10 protein-coding genes are annotated in these 15,142 nt (G+C 60.8%); 8 read left to right on the forward strand and 2 right to left on the reverse strand.

Annotated features, from left to right (window positions below; translation table 11 throughout):
* Positions 1–21 precede the first annotated feature (21 nt).
* A complete protein-coding gene (locus ABEA92_RS15830; protein ID WP_345684823.1) occupies positions 22–1,683 on the reverse strand; it encodes a cation:proton antiporter in 1,662 nt (553 codons plus the stop codon).
* An 85-nt stretch (positions 1,684–1,768) separates the two neighbouring features.
* Positions 1,769–1,963: a hypothetical protein gene (locus ABEA92_RS15835; protein ID WP_345684824.1), complete on the reverse strand. Its 195-nt coding sequence runs from the start codon at positions 1,961–1,963 to the stop codon at positions 1,769–1,771.
* 720 nt (positions 1,964–2,683) lie between these two features.
* On the opposite strand from ABEA92_RS15835, the gene ABEA92_RS15840 reads away from it, so the two are divergent.
* The 8 genes from ABEA92_RS15840 to ABEA92_RS15875 all read left to right on the forward strand — a co-directional run bounded on the left by ABEA92_RS15840 (position 2,684) and on the right by ABEA92_RS15875 (position 14,747).
* Positions 2,684–4,027: a redoxin domain-containing protein gene (locus ABEA92_RS15840; RefSeq protein WP_345684825.1), complete on the forward strand. Its 1,344-nt coding sequence runs from the start codon at positions 2,684–2,686 to the stop codon at positions 4,025–4,027.
* Between the two features lie 197 nt (positions 4,028–4,224).
* Positions 4,225–5,250, forward strand: a complete 1,026-nt coding sequence (locus tag ABEA92_RS15845) for an AAA family ATPase (protein WP_345684826.1) — start codon at positions 4,225–4,227, stop codon at positions 5,248–5,250.
* Between the two features lie 7 nt (positions 5,251–5,257).
* On the forward strand, positions 5,258–6,184 hold the full coding sequence (locus tag ABEA92_RS15850; RefSeq protein WP_345684827.1) for a DUF58 domain-containing protein: 927 nt from the start codon (positions 5,258–5,260) through the stop codon (positions 6,182–6,184).
* Positions 6,185–6,444: 260 nt separating this feature from the next.
* Positions 6,445–7,404: a hypothetical protein gene (locus ABEA92_RS15855; RefSeq protein WP_345684828.1), complete on the forward strand. Its 960-nt coding sequence runs from the start codon at positions 6,445–6,447 to the stop codon at positions 7,402–7,404.
* Complete coding sequence (locus ABEA92_RS15860; RefSeq protein WP_345684829.1) at positions 7,401–8,450, forward strand: vWA domain-containing protein; 1,050 nt, start codon at positions 7,401–7,403, stop codon at positions 8,448–8,450. The genes ABEA92_RS15855 and ABEA92_RS15860 overlap by 4 nt, the downstream gene beginning before the upstream one ends.
* Positions 8,444–9,439 carry a vWA domain-containing protein gene (locus ABEA92_RS15865; protein WP_345684830.1) on the forward strand — a complete coding sequence of 332 codons (996 nt, stop codon included), beginning with the start codon at positions 8,444–8,446 and terminating at the stop codon, positions 9,437–9,439. Before ABEA92_RS15860 ends, ABEA92_RS15865 begins: the two co-directional genes overlap by 7 nt.
* Positions 9,439–10,536, forward strand: a complete 1,098-nt coding sequence (locus ABEA92_RS15870) for a hypothetical protein (protein ID WP_345684831.1) — start codon at positions 9,439–9,441, stop codon at positions 10,534–10,536. The genes ABEA92_RS15865 and ABEA92_RS15870 overlap by 1 nt, the downstream gene beginning before the upstream one ends.
* Positions 10,537–10,634: 98 nt before the next feature.
* A complete protein-coding gene (locus ABEA92_RS15875) occupies positions 10,635–14,747 on the forward strand; it encodes a hypothetical protein (protein WP_345684832.1) in 4,113 nt (1,370 codons plus the stop codon).
* Positions 14,748–15,142: the final 395 nt, after the last annotated feature.

The following is a 15,142-nucleotide window of genomic DNA, read 5'->3' on the forward strand; positions in this document are numbered from 1 at the left end:
CGACTTACTTGAGCTTCTGTCCTATGGTTGGCCATGTGGTTCTGTCCGTTCAGGCTCGCTGAGTTGATCGATGGCTTCTTTGGCGGCGTCCGCGAATGGCAACAGGATCAAGTGGACTCCCGCGTTTCTTAAGGTTGCGGCGTCACGTTCATGGTGCGCGGTCGCGGCGACTGATCCGCTATAGCCGTAGCGTGACAACGCGTGCAGCAAGGCGAGATTCACCGAAACTTGTGGCACCGAACTGACCACCCAGCGTGCATGCGACAGCGGCAGTGTCGATGCAAACTCGGGGTCTTCTGCATCGCCGTAGACGACCGAGTGTCCTGACTCGCGAAGCCGATGCACCACATCCGGATCAAAGTCGACTCCCAACACTCGTTGCCCTCGCTCGGTCAGTTCGTGTGAAAGATGATTGCCAAAACGCCCCATACCAAACACGATGCTGTCAAAGCCTCGCGAGGGCTCGGTGGTTGTTTCCAGTTCAACTTCGCGAAACGGATTCTTCTTTTCGGACCAGGACAGAAAGGGGGCAAGCCAGTCGTACAGCGGGTGCGAGTAGAGAATCAGGTACGTCGATAGGGTGATCGTGATCAAACCCACCAGTGTGATCAGCCCCAAGACTTCACCGGAAATATGTCCGAGCTCTTTCCCAAGTGCACCAAGCATCAATGAAAACTCGCTGATCTGGGCGACCGTCAATCCGGCCAGGAAACCCGTTCGTTTTCGGTACCCCATCCATCCCATGATGATGATCACGATCAGCGGATTGCCGACCAGCACGAACAACGATAGGGCCAGCGATGGCATCAGCTGCGATCCGAGCAAACTGAGTTTGAGATGGGCTCCTAGATCGACAAAGAAGAACAGCAGCAAGAAGTCGCGTAGGCCGATCAGACGCGACCCAAGAGCTTCCCGGTGCGGTAACCCAGCAAGCGAGACCCCTGCTAGGAATGCACCGACTTCTTTGCTGAACCCCAGCCAATCACCGATCGCCGCCATCGCGACCGCCCAGCCGATCGCCAATGTTGTCAGTAATTCGGCCGAACGAGCTGCATGATGATACAGGCTTGGCAGCACGTAACGCATCAGCAGACCGACGGCGACCAGCAAACCGATTCCTTTGACAACGACCAACGAGATGCCCTGCACCCAGTGCACCCCGGTGCTGGCCCCGAACGCGGTCAACGCGATCATCACCAACACCACCACCAAGTCTTGGACGATCAAAAAACCGATGGCAATGCGTCCATGCAGCGAATCTATCTCGCGTTTGTCCGACAACAATTTGACGATGATGATCGTGCTGGAGAACGTCAACGCAACGGCCACGTAGAGCGAGGCCAGATGCGAAAACCCCATGGCAAGACAAAGCAAGTAGCCGATCACCGAGGTGAACGTCACCTGTCCCAAGCCGGTGGCTAACGACACGGGCCCCATCGTGCGAATCACGTTCAAGTCCAACTTTAACCCGACCGTGAACAACAACAGTGCAATGCCGGTCTTCGCCAGCAGGTCGATCTCGCTGCCGATGGAAACCCATTTCAAGCCCGCCGGTCCGACCAGAATTCCAACCGCGATGAAGGCGACAATCAGCGGTTGCTTGAGCCAATGCGCAACAAAGCCCAGCATCCCGGCTGCCGCCAATAACAGCGCAAACTCGTAAAAGATGTTTAAAGATCCCAATCGCACACTCCGGCGAGGCCTTCATTCATCGGTTAGTCGAGCTTCACCGCCGCAATAACCGCTTTCAGTTGCGACTGATATTCCTTCACTCCTTGATGACCAGATCCTGCAGTTTCAACGCCGGACTGCCGGATGACGTGATCAGCTGGGTTCCGGCCAGCTCGCGTTCGACTCGCAGCAAGGTCAGTTTTGCATGGTTGGACTTCGCCAGCGAAGCGGCACGCTCAAACGCCCCATCATTGCATGGATACACCAGCAAGATGTTTTTAAACCGTTTCATGGAAAGCCTCTCACGCGAATTGAGGCGATGGCGGTCCACTGCAATGGAAATTCAATCCGTTCGCTCGTGATCTATTATGGACGGTCCCAGCAGTGAGGGAAAGTCTCTGAACGGATACGCCCCTTGCGGTGGACCAACGAGGTCGCTGCCGTAGCGAAAGCGAGTTTGTATCGAAACTCACCTGTATCGAATCTCGCCTGTAGCGAAACTCGCCAAGAGTTTCGGCCGTTGTCATTTGAGTTTCGACAATCGTGCCGTTATCCAAGCTAATCGCTTCCACTTGTCTTCCTCACGCCGCAACGCGATGTCGCGAAATCGTTACCGAACGTGAGTCGAGCGAGATCTGTCGCCGCAATCGCGTTGCGACGTGATGGCAGGTGTCATTGACGGCTTGTTGATTTATTGAGCCGCTCGCGTGTCAGCGGCCGGGTCCCACGCACGACCCCGTGCCTTGCGGCTCTCGGCTCACCGCTACCCTTTTTTTGTTTTGACGACATTCACCGCCACCCGCGATGTTCCGCTATAAAGAACAAATCTCCTGTTTTGTTGTTGAAGGAGATGGCATTGGAGTGGCGGCCTTGGGTGGGGACAAAGCGGCTAGGCAGGGGTTCCGGCAGCCTCACGTCGGTTGTTTGCCATCGGTGACCAATGAGTTTATAGTCTGGTGAGTTGTCATCAACAGAGCAGCTCCGTAGCCCCTTTCCCGTCGGCGAAATCAACATGAGCACTCGTTTTCAGATCCAAGGCTGCTGTGGCCTGAGTCGTCAGCCGAACGCAGCAAACCTGCTTGGACGAGTCGTCAAAGGGGGCATCAAGCGGATCGTGACCCACGCCGCCGTTGCGGTGGGTTTAACGGTCCTCTTCGCCACACCGCTACGGGCCGTCGAATCGGAGTTCTCCGGCGAGTGGTATTTTGATCCTGAAGGGGCCGTGCGGACGAACCTGGAGGGCGGCCCGGCGATCGAACTGTCGACCGATACATGGATTGGTGAATCGACCACGCTGGACGAGTGCCGCGGCAAAGTGGTGGTGCTGGATTTCTGGGCCACCTGGTGCGGCCCCTGCGTGGCCTCGATCCCCAAAAACATCGAACTGGTCGAAACCTATCCGGACGAACTGGTCTTTATCGGAATGCATTCAGAGACCTCTGGCTGGGACAAAGCCCCGCAGATGGTCGAGGATCGCGAAATCAATTATCCGGTCGTGCTGGACACCGGAGAAACGGCCAAAGCCTACGGCATCAACGCCTTTCCCACCTACATCATCATCGATCGCAGCGGCATCGTACGGGCCGCTGGTGTTAAACCGAGCCACATCAAAACGATCGTCAAACAGTTGATCGAAGAGTCCGGCTCTGGCGGCCAGGGCAGCCAGTTGGTCTCGTTCCAACGCGACTGGTTCTACAGCGGGGCGGAATGGATGCGGGCCTGGCAAGAACAACACGGCCAGCCCGCTCCGCCGACTCAAGCGACCGCTTGGTGGCTGCCCGGCGATGACAACGAAGCCGCCCCCCAAACCACCGACGAAGCGGCGACCGAACCCGCTGACAGTGAACCTGCTGGCGGTGAGCTCGCTGATGAGGAAGCGGTCAGTGAAGAGCTTGTTGCCGACGCACCCGTGGGGTTGCAGGAAGTCGACTTGGACGGCGTTGTACGCGTACTGCACTTTACGCGTCCGGGGATGAAGCTCACGCAACAGCAACTGAAGTCCTTCAACGAAACGGCCGCCAAGTACGCGCCGCAGGGCGTGGCCTTTACCGTCGTCTGTGATCGGCAGAGCGACTGGCAGGCGACGCGAGCCTTTGCGGCGGAAATCGATCTGGCTATCCCGATGGCATTGGACGCCGCCCCCCAGCCCGCCACCGCCGAAGACTCGCCAGCCCGACCCACCAGCGGCTCGGCTGTCGTCCCCCGCGAAGCTGGCCGGACCGCCCAGGCCTACCATGTCCGCATTGCACCGGTCACGGTGGTCGTCGATCGCAACGGCCGCATCCGGGCCACGGGGCTGAAGCTGCAACAGCTGGACGACGCGCTGAATGTATTGCTAGCCGAACGTGCCGAATAAACCTCGGGTGCGGGGAATTGCTTCTGCAAGCCGGTCTCTTCGAAGGCGATGGCGATGGCGACGGACAATCTTCCCGCAAAACGTTCGAACCGCGAAAACGACCGCCTAACGCGATGGGGTGGCGATTAAAATGAACCCGCTCCATCGTGCTTCGTAATCACCACCGCAGCCTCTCTCTCACCACCAACGACGGCGTCATGACCGAAACTGCAGTCACTCCTCCCCCGGCCTCGGACGCCCTGTCCGCCGAAGGTTTCCCCCCGTCCGCCGCGTTTGCCAAAGCGGTCATCGAACAGGTTGGTCAGACCGTCGTCGGCCAGACCGAAGTCGTTGAACGGGTGTTGATCGCCTTGCTGACTGGCGGTCACCTGCTGCTCGAAGGCGTGCCCGGGATCGCCAAAACACTGCTGGTGCAATCGGTCGGAAAAGCCATCGATCTGAAGTTCAAACGCGTCCAGTTCACGATCGACCTGTTGCCCTCGGACATTTTGGGATCGGAAATCCTGGACCAAAAATCGGGCCAGTTCCACATCCACAAAGGCCCAGTGTTCACCAACCTGCTGCTGGCCGACGAAATTAACCGCGCCTCACCCAAAGTGCAGTCGGCACTGTTGGAAGCGATGCAGGAACGCAAGGTATCGATCGGCGACGAAACCCACACGCTGCCCGCGCCGTTCCTGGTGATCGCCACGCAGAACCCGGTCGAGCAAGCCGGCACGTTTGAATTGCCCGAGGCGCAACTGGACCGGTTCATGATGTGCCACCGCTTGCGTTACCCCACGCCGGTCGAAGAAACCGAGGTGGTGCGACGGGCACTGAAACTGAAACTGCAGCGGCAGGGCGATGGAGCCGTGCCGCAATCGATGTTTGACGCCATCGAAGACGAACACAAGCTGAGCGTCAAAGACTTGACCGAAGCGATGACGCAGGTCCAGGCCGTTCACGTCAGCGAAGTCTTCATCCACGACTGCGTGAAACTAGTCAACGCCACTCGAGGACACCAGGACCTGGTGCTGGGCTGCAGTCCGCGAGCGGTGCTCAGTCTTGTACAGGCCGCGCGTGCTCGCGCCTTTATCTACGGCCGCGACTACGTCGTGCCCGAAGACCTGTTCACGCTGGCCGGAGACGTGATCCTGCACCGTGTGCGGTTGAGCTACGAGGCGCTTGCCGATGGTTTGACGCCCGAAGTCATGCTGGAACGCTTGCTGAACGAAATGCTGTAGGAAGTAGTTGTCTTGGTTTAGCAACGCCGAACTGTATGAACGCATGAATCACGCCACGCACCCCGCCGAAACGCTTCCTCGCCCTGACATCCTGTCGCGGGCCAATTTCGAGCTGGTGGTCCGCCGCATCGCCGACGATATCGCTTTTGGAACCGACGATTCGCTGTTCGTGGGCTCGGGGCTGGAATACGCGCAATCGCGTCCCTACGAACCCGGCGATCCGGTTCGCCAGATCGACTGGAAGCTGAGTGCTCGGATGCCGGTGGCGTACGTCAAACAGCACGAAACACTCAAACGCGTGGCGATGTACCTGATCGTCGATACCTCGGCATCGATGAGCGTCTCCTCGACGACGCTCAGCAAACACGGACTGGCCGTATGGGCCGCCGCCGCGATCGGACTGGTCGGCCTGCGGCGGTTGAGTCCGGTCAGTGTGTTAAGCGCGGGGGCACGTCATCAACACACACGATCCGATGGCAACCCCAGCCTCTCGCCCGATGATCTGTGGCGCGACCTGGAACCGCTGCGAGCCCACGACGTCGACGAGGAAACCGAACTGGGCGAACGTCTGACTGCCCTCTCGGCCCGACTGACACGCCGCAGCCTGCTGTTTGTATTCAGCGATTTGCACGATCCCGAAGCCCTCACCGTGCTCCGCCGCCTGGGGCATCAACACGACGTGGTGGTGCTGCACCTGCAGGACCCCTCGGAAACCGGAGCCCTGCGAGCCGGCTATTTCCGCGGTAGCGAAGCGGAGAGCGGGCAGGCGTTTCTGGCTGGCGGACAACAGCGGTGGCGGACGACCTGTACGCTTGCGCGTGATATGGCCGGCGCCGATGTTAGCTACTTGAAACTGGTCACCAATGGTCCGTTGCTGTCCCCGCTGCGTCAATTCCTGCTCACCCGCGCGGTGCGGATGCGAGGCCAGCGATGAAATCACGCGACGCTTGTCGTCCCGAAGCGACAACGGGATGTAGCCATGGGCGTCCGCCCATGGTGGGACGAATTCCATTCGCACCAAGCCCCAACGGGAAACGCTCTGAAGCATTTTTATGCTGTGTTTTGTGGTGTATTAACGTAGCGGAAGTCGTCAAGACTTTCGTCGAACGAACCCAATTCCCGAAACTCTTGACGAGTTTCGCTACAAGTAAATGCTTTACAGCGTTCGGTGCAACGTGTTGTTGCACCGGTTCCATGGGCTTTCGCTCATGGCTACATCATGCCGCCGCTACGCGGCTGAACTCAGCTCGTCGAAAAACGCCGCTGCAAACGGTTGGTTTCATGACGCTGCTGCTGATCGGGATCGGTCTGCCGTTCTCGGCCGCCGCTGCCGAATCCGAAAGCGTCTTGCTGACCGTCAAACGCGGCCTGACGGCGCAGTTAACCTTCACCCACCCCAACGCTTCGCTGCGTGCGCTGCCGGATCAATCTACCGACGCCGCCGTGCTGGTTCGACTCGAACGCACCGACTCCGCTCAGCAAAACCCCGTCCACCGTTACACGCTGTGGTTCTTTGGTACCGTCGCCGGACAATACGACTTGTCGCAGTGGGTTGTGCAGCCAGACGGATCGCCACTGGCCAGCGAGGAAGCGCTGCCAGCGATGCCGGTGCGGGTCGTGTCGGACCTGCCCCCAGGTCACGGCACCAGTTTGTACGAGATCGACGATCCGCTGCTGCGAGCTCAGGGTGGTTACCGCGCGGCATTGATTTTGTTCGCGTGTTTGTGGGCCGCGGTGCCGATCGTGTGGGCCTTTATCCGTCAGCGATCCCGCAGTCCCCAACCGACAACCACCACCGTGGCGTCCCCAACCTTGTCCGATCGCCTGCGTCCGTTGGTCCAGCGGGCCAGCCAAGGACAACTGACGGTGGAAGAACAGAGCCGGCTGGAAATCCTGTTGTACGTTTTTTGGCAACGCCGCTTAGGCTTGCCCGATTCGTTGGCCGAGGCGTTGCCGGTGCTGCGACGACATCATGAAGCGGGCGGCTTGCTGCGAGCCCTGGAAACCTGGATCCACGCCGACGGCCCCTCACCATCCTCGCTCAACCCCAGCACCATGGATGCCCTGTTGGCTCCCTACCACGCGGAACTGGCTCAAACGCAGGCCGACGCCTTGACCGAACCGGCGAACGCCACGGTGGGAGGCTCGGCATGACGTTTGTTCATCCCCAGTGGTTGTTGTTATTGGTGTTTCCCCTGGCGCTGGGCTTTTGGTCGGTGCGGCGGCGCGGCGCCGGGTTGCGAATGCCCTTTGACCACCAAACGCACGCTGCTCGTCCGTGGTTGGCTGGATTGCTCCGCGGCGTGGAGTTGCTGCCAGCGGTGATGTTGGCGGTGGCCGTGGTGTTGATCGCCCGGCCTCAGGTGCTGCGGGTGCCCGAACAGGACCGCGTGGCCACCCACATCACGGTATGCATGGACGTTTCAGGCAGCATGAGTGTGGGCATGGGGGAACAGAACCGTTACGAAAGCGCCGCAGCGGCCATCGAATCGTTCACCTACGCACGCGAAGGCGACGCGATCGGACTGACGCTGTTCGGATCCTGGCCGCTGCGTTGGGTACCGCTGACCAAAGACCTGCAAGTCCTCCGCAATGCCCTGGCCTTTGCCAACCCCCGCAACCAACCCAACGGCATGGGCGGAACGATGATCGGATCGGCGCTCAGCTACTGTGCCGACAATATGCAACGTGAAGCCGCGCGGCTTGATGGCACCGACACCGGGCCGCAATCGGTCGACCAGTGGCGGCAGCAGCGGGCCGCCGAACAACTATTTCGTTCCGCGTCTTTGCAGGGCTCTGCTGCAGGCAGTGGGCTGGCAGCGGCACCGTCCACCGATCGATTGTTGATCCTGGTTTCCGACGGAGCCAGCGGAGACCTCAATGGGCAAGACCAGATCGACCGTATCTCGGATCAGTTGAACGATGCGGGGATCACCATGTACCACATCCATATCGGCAGCGATACGATCCCACCGGCCGTGTCCAGCATCGCTGGGGCCACCGGCGGCGACGCTTTCCTGGCCACCAATTCCGATGGGCTGCGTTTGATTTTTAATCATATCGACCAGATGCAACCGGCTCGTTTTGTCGCTAACGCCTCGCTGCCGGTCGACTACTTCGAACCCTTCGCAGCGATCGGTGCGGTCGCCTTGCTGCTGTACGCGCTTAGCCTGCTGAAGTGGAGGTATACGCCATGGTAAGCAGCTCCTTGTTCACGGCCAATCTGGCGGGGATTGCCTGCATGGCCCTCGTGGCTTTGGCCGAATGGTGGCAAACGCGACGCACCCAGCGGGTGGCCAAGCTGGCTTTTGGTCCCAGCGGTCGACCGGCGGCTTGGGCTCGCGGTGTGCCGGCCGTGCGCGTGCTGACGATGGGCCTGTTGGCTTGGGGACTGACGATCCTGCTGACTGAACCGCCGCAAGTGGCTGAAGTTGAACCGGCCCCGGAAGCTTCCAAGCATGTGCTGGTCTGCTTGGACGCGTCCCCCAGCATGTTCTTGGAAGACGCCGGGCCGCGTCGCGATGAATCCGGTAACTACCAACAACGCATGGTTCGCGGCGGCGAAGTGATCCAAGCGGTGCTGGACCGACTGGATGCCGAAAACACTCGGATCACCGTGTTTGGCGTCTACACCAAAGCCGTCCCGATCGTCGAAGAAACCTTTGACAAGGCAGTCGTGCAAAACCTGTTTGATGGGCTGCCCGTGTTCAGCGCCTTCGAACCCGGCCCCACGCAGCTGTCATCCAGTATCTCTGATGCGATCGAATACGCGCGCCGTTGGCCCGACGGTTCGGCCTTGTTGTTGGTCGTCAGCGATGGCGACAGCACCGACACCACGCCGATCCGTGCGATCCCCAAAGCCATCTCCGATACGCTGGTGATCGGGCTGGGGCAAACCGGGCAAGCGACGACCATCGCCGGCCACGCCTCGCGACAAGACGTCGATTCGCTGCGAACCCTGGCCGGGCAACTGCGCGGCACCTACATCGACGCTAACACGCGGCACCTACCCAGCGATCTGCTGAACCGGCTATCGATCATCCAGCCGCGGGTCGCCGAGGGCGTAGGGTTGCGCGATGCGGCTGTGCTGGCGGTTGTGTTGGGAGCCGGGCTATTGTCGCTGCTGTTGCCCGCCCTGAGTTTGTGGGGAACCCCGCGGCTTGATTCCCTCTCCGGAGAGTTTGCCTGATGCGCAGTTCACTCCTCTGGTTGCTGTGGCTGGTGCTGCCGGTGTTTGTATTGGCCTACCATTACGGTCCGGGACAAACCTGGCTGGCTCGTGATCGGGCGGCCAGCATGATCCGCCAAGCGGAGTCTCTCGCGGGGGTCGCCAGCGAAGCCCAATCCGCCGCCTACGAAGCTCAGCTGCATCTATTGGAAGCCCGCCGCGCGGCCTTTGCCGCCGGCGTCGACTGGCAAACGCAGGTCAAGCACCCGCTGGCGCAAGCCGTGCTGACCGCAACCGAAAAACAAAACTCTGCCTACGCCGACGCTTCCGAACGGTGGCACGCGACGGCCGAGCGGTATGGCCAAGCCATCGAAACCTTGTTGAAGGTGGAAACGGTCGCCAACCAGAAACACAATCGTGCGGAGCTGCCCCAGTCCGATCGGCAGCTACTCGAATCACTGCGTTGGGCCGAAGCCCGCGCGATGGTTCGCTCAGGCGAAGTTTTTAACGGCATCGAACAACTGCAAGCTCTGCTCGACCTGCGTGTCGCCGAAGCCCACCAACAGGCGGCATCCGCCGTGCAGCCCGCCTCCATCACCGGCAACCGCTCGAATGGCGATCGCGACGATCACGCCTTGCCCACCGATGCGATTCGCGAAGAGCTGGCAGCGGCGCAGTACGTCGGCGCCCGACTGCTGCGTGAAGAAGGCCGTCCGCCGGAGGTTTGGCGACCGGTGGCCAACGCCGCCCGCCAACACTACCGCTACCTGGCCGCTCCCGAACACGCTCCTTCGGCCGACGCCGCCTCAGCCCAAGTCACAGCGCCGTCGGTCGCCGAGCATGCGGCTGCCGCGGAGGCCGCAGAAGCAAACACCACGGACCTCGACCGTAGCCAACGGATGCAGCGGAACCTGGAACAGGTCCTGAATCTGGAACAAAGCGTCTCTGACCAACTGGAAGGTTTGCCGCTGCCTCGCAACGCTCCGTTGGCCCGCCGGCCGGGCGACGGAGAACCGGGTGACCAACCCGGCGGAAAGCAACCCGGCCGTGGCCCGCTGCAAGACGGACCGCCCGCCGCCGGTGCCGGTATCCCCGGACCCCGGGGCGTCGGATGGTGATCCACCGCCCGAGCGAAATAGAAATCGAATTTTTAAAGAGTATTCCACACGTCGCGACGCTCGCTAGAGCTTGGAACACAACCCAACCGTTGCCCATCATGACAAACCGTTCGATCCAACCGATGACCTCCACGCAACCCGCTCCGATTGTCGCGAAACTCATCGTAGCTACGCTCGCCAGAGCGTGGTTCGCTCAAATCGTAGCTACGCTCGCCAGAGCGTGGACTGCCCAAAACCGTACGCTCGCCTTGGCCGCGATCTTGGCCGCAATTGCGTTCACCCTACTCCCTCCTGCCACGGCTCAGACGCCTCAAAAGTTGCGTTCCGCGGTGCAAGCCATCGCCGACCCCTTGCCGTCCCCAGGACAAGCGGCGGTACAAAACACAGCGGCGCAACAAGCTGCGGCACAAGGAGCCGCCCAGCCGGCTCAGGCCGCTCCCAAAGCCGACGCGGACACGCAAGCGATCCTGGACACCTTAAAAACGCTGCCCGCGACCGAGCGGCGGGCCATGGTTGTCTACTACAAAGACTTAGGACTGGATCTCAGTCCCTGGCTGCAGGACGACAACGGCAGCGGCACCGCCAATGGTCGCCGCCGTCAACTGGTGCGGCAGATGCGGACGGTCAACTTTGTTCGGCGTCCCGAAGCCGTTTTGGGAGCCCGCAGCCAGATCGGCATGGAATCGCAATCGCTGCCCGCCGAAGACGCCGATGACCAGGAAATCATCCAGTGGTTCCATCGTCACGCCATGGCCGCCGAATGGGACGCGGTCAAAGCATTGTTGGTGCTGCGAGCCGGCAGCGAAGCCGAAGGCATGTACGCCGCGTTGATCTCGGGCACCAACCATGCCGATTCCGAATTGATCCCCGAAGACGTGCTGGGGCTGTCCGAAGCGGCTCCGGCGGAACTGACCGACTGGCAGATCGACGCGCTGGCCGGGTTGCTCAAGGCCGCCGCGAAGAAAACCAGCACACGGCCGTTGATCGAACGCTTTCGCCAAGGCACCACTTGGTTTGGCACCGAGACCGAGGCGCATCGTAACCGCACCATGCGGCTGCTTCTGGCCGCTGGCCTGCCGATCGAAGCCTTCGAGTTCATGCCGTCGCTGGAGGAGGCCCGCGATACGGAAAACGCGGCGGTGATGAAAGGCCACGCCGAGTACCTGATGGCCCGCGCCGCCGAAGCCAAGGGGGCCGCCAGTGATCGGATGCTCGAAAACGCCTGGTCGCTGTTTGGCGAAATCGCCCTGCTCGACAGCGCCGACACGGCCCTCCGCTCCGAGTGCCTCAGCAGCGCCGTCGACCTGCTGCCGCGGGTGCCCCCGGGCCCCGGACTGGCTTGGCTGCGGAGTCTGTTCGAACATCCATCGTTGGCTCCGGCAGGACTGCAAGCGGTAGCACTAAAGGCACTCAAACTGGAAGACGAAAAATTGCCCGAAGCCGTCCGGGCACAGGCGATCCTGACCATGAAAGAAGCGGTCGATACGCTGCTGGCCCAACAACACCTGCAACTCGACCAGCTGACGATCCCTTTGCGGATGCTGACCATCGGCCTGTTGTCTCGCGCGGAAAACGCCATCAAGGAACAAGCCAAGAAGAACGGGGTTTCGGAAGTCGCCGCCTTGCTGCTGCGTTCGATGCCCGACGAAGCTTGGCGAAAACAGATCGAACCCAGCCTGGTCGGCCGCGCCTACAACGCCTTTATCGGCGTGGCCCTGATCGCCGACGAAACCGACCTGGCCCTGGAACTGCTGGCTCAGGGCGTCCAGCGTCAACCGGCAATGAGCACCGAATTGGCTACCGGGTTCTTGGACCTGTGGGTCGACCGCATGCAGGCTCGCACGCAAGAGCCGGTGGTGAATAACAATGCCTGGTTCTATGCCTTCAGCCGACGCGTTCGTCCTTCGACGCCGGTCACCCGCGGTTGGCAACAACGCAATCTGGATCGTTTGGCCGAATTGCTGGACGTGTTGGACGGGATCGGCATCGACGGCCGCAAACTGCCGGGCGTGGTGACGGCGCTGAGCGCCTGTTACGGACCCACCCAGGCCTACGAACGCGACACGGTGCAGCGCATCCTCGGCCCCATCGAACAAATCGATGCCTCGGTTGCCGGCCAGTTGGCGTCGACGATGCGTCAGGGCTTAAGCGGTGATTGGCGAAGCCGCAAGGCGCAAGAGGACGCGGGGTTTGAACGCAGCGAATCCGAACTGCGAAAAATCGTCGAAACCGGCTATGACCTAGCGACCGCGTTGGCCGAATCCGCCGTCGCCAACAGTCAAGACGAACAGGACGCGTGGCAACACGCCATCCTCAAAGCCGCCCTCAGCTTTGACCGTATGCAGTTCCGCGGCGAACGAGAACAGGACGCCGTGGCCTATCACGCCGCCCGCAAATTGGTGTTCAGTGCTTTCGAAGACGCCGCCTCGCGGTACCGTGAAGCCCTGGCCGACGGCCGCGTCCGTCCCGACATGCAAATCTATAACGTGTGGTTCAGCCTGGCCTTGGGGGCCAGCGACCTGGGGGCGTTGACGCTGGAGGATTTGATGACCGAAGGCATGGAAAACGCCGATCAAATCGACCGCATTCGCGACGACATGCTGAAGATGTCGCCGGAGCATTCGAGCTACCACATCGGCGAATTTGCTCGCGGCATCATGTCCGGTTTGTCCGAAACCAAACCCGAAGTCAAGCCGCGGTTGCTGCAAGCCGCCGCCCGTGTGGTGGGACAAGACCCGGCCGGAGCACCGATCCGCCGCACGTTGGATCTGTACCACGAACTGGTCGAAGATGAAATCCATTTACAGCTCACCATCGACGGCAGTGATCGGGTGGGCACCGAGCCCTTTGGCGCGATCCTGACGCTGCAACACACCGCGTCGATCGATCGCTCCTCCGGTGGCTTCGCCCGTTACCTGATGGACAGTTTCTCGCAGTTCAACGCCGGGCAATGGCAGACGATCAACTATCAGGAACGTTTGCAGAAAAGTATCGAAAAGTCCTTCAGCGGCACCGTCCAATTGCTGGGCATCGATTTCTTTCAACCGATGAACCCCGCCGTCCCGATCCGGTTGGAAGGCCAGACCGGATGGCAGGAAAAGCCGATGGCCTACTTGGTTTTGCAAGCCGCCGACCCCAGCGTCGACCATTTGCCAGCCGTGCAGATGGATATGCATTTCAATGATGCCTCGGGACCGATCGTATTGCCGGTGTTGTCCAACACGGTGTTGATCGACGCGGCCGCCGAAGCCGCGCCGCGGCCGCTGGACGATTTGGTGATCGAACAAACGCTCGACGCTCGCCCGATGTTGGATCAGAAAGAGGAACAAACCGTGCGGCTGGAAATCGTCGCGCGGGCCACCGGGGTACTGCCCGAAATCAACCAACTGTTCGACAACTTGGCCGACGCCTTGCCGGGTTACATGCTCGACGACGCGCAACTGGTCGCCGATCCCGTTGACGTCAGCCAAACCCACCGGGCCCAACCCGAAGAAGAAGACACCACCACCAGCAATCGCAATCCCTACATGGCGTACTCTAAAAGCCTGCCGAATCTGGAACCCGACAGTGATGGCCTGTTCCGCTTGGGTACGATGCGAAAGTGGAGCCTGACGTATGTTCCGGAAGCCTCCGTCGTAGCCGCCAAACCGGATCGGTTTATCTTCCCGGCTGTCAGCGATGCTCGAGCCGAAACTCTGGTTTCGCTGACGGTCCCCAAAAAGTCGCCTGCCGAAACCACCGATGACGCCGCGAACACCGACGCCGAAGCCCAAACCGACGTGGCGGCCGACTCGCCGATATCGATCAAGCGGTTCACCTACGAAGATTACGATCTGGTGCCGGTCGAAGGTCAGACGCTACGGTTCGACTCACCGTGGATCCCTGTGATCGTATGGTTGGCCGGCGGCTTGGCGGCGTTGTTGTTGTTGGCTTTGATTGTCTGGCGTTTGCGACACGCCAAACCAGAATCCATGGCAAGCACAACGTCGATCGCGATTCCCCAGTCGCTCACTCCGACCGGTGCGGCGTTATTGCTGCGGCGGATCGAACAGACGCAAGCGGTGGCATGGCCCAGCAGCGAGCGAGCCGAATTGCGAGCCGACATCAACGCGCTGCAGCGTCAACACTTCGCCGACGCCGAGCCGCAAAACGGCGACGCCGTCAAGCTACACCCCACGGTCGAGCGCTGGGCCCGACGCGCCGGCACCTAAGTCGCTGGGTGTCGCCAGGATCGTTCCGCTAGAGCTTTACCGGAATGGGCGTAGGTCGGCCAGCTTTGAGGTAGTGGACGAGGCAACGAGTCCCAGCGACTTAGTGGCACGGCGAGACTCGTAGCCTCGTCCACTACAGAGAAAACACTTAACCCGCGTGATTTGTAACAAAATTCGAATGACGAAGGTATTTCCGAACGGTTCCTAACCTCCTCTCCCACCTCTTCCGCGGTCAAGCTTGGGGATGATGGAGGACGTCGCATGCGAATGATAGGGGTAAGAAAAGGGCCGGAATTCGGGTGCCGCATCACTCGTGATAGTCAGGGGGGAATTGTTGAGAGTGGTCCGTTCCACGGTCTTTTGCGTGATATTGGAACACACCACCCATCCACGTG

The organism is Novipirellula caenicola (assembly GCF_039545035.1).
Taxonomy (GTDB): domain Bacteria; phylum Planctomycetota; class Planctomycetia; order Pirellulales; family Pirellulaceae; genus Novipirellula; species Novipirellula caenicola.

What these genes read in the sequence shown, in the direction of transcription:
- ABEA92_RS15835 (WP_345684824.1), bottom strand. Translation starts at nt 1,963, where the DNA reads ATGAAACGGTTTAAAAACATCTTGCTGGTGTATCCATGCAATGATGGG.
- ABEA92_RS15840 (WP_345684825.1), top strand. Translation starts at nt 2,684, where the DNA reads ATGAGCACTCGTTTTCAGATCCAAGGCTGCTGTGGCCTGAGTCGTCAG.
- ABEA92_RS15845 (WP_345684826.1), top strand. Translation starts at nt 4,225, where the DNA reads ATGACCGAAACTGCAGTCACTCCTCCCCCGGCCTCGGACGCCCTGTCC.
- ABEA92_RS15855 (WP_345684828.1), top strand. Translation starts at nt 6,445, where the DNA reads ATGGGCTTTCGCTCATGGCTACATCATGCCGCCGCTACGCGGCTGAAC.
- ABEA92_RS15860 (WP_345684829.1), top strand. Translation starts at nt 7,401, where the DNA reads ATGACGTTTGTTCATCCCCAGTGGTTGTTGTTATTGGTGTTTCCCCTG.
- ABEA92_RS15865 (WP_345684830.1), top strand. Translation starts at nt 8,444, where the DNA reads ATGGTAAGCAGCTCCTTGTTCACGGCCAATCTGGCGGGGATTGCCTGC.
- ABEA92_RS15870 (WP_345684831.1), top strand. Translation starts at nt 9,439, where the DNA reads ATGCGCAGTTCACTCCTCTGGTTGCTGTGGCTGGTGCTGCCGGTGTTT.
- ABEA92_RS15875 (WP_345684832.1), top strand. Translation starts at nt 10,635, where the DNA reads ATGACAAACCGTTCGATCCAACCGATGACCTCCACGCAACCCGCTCCG.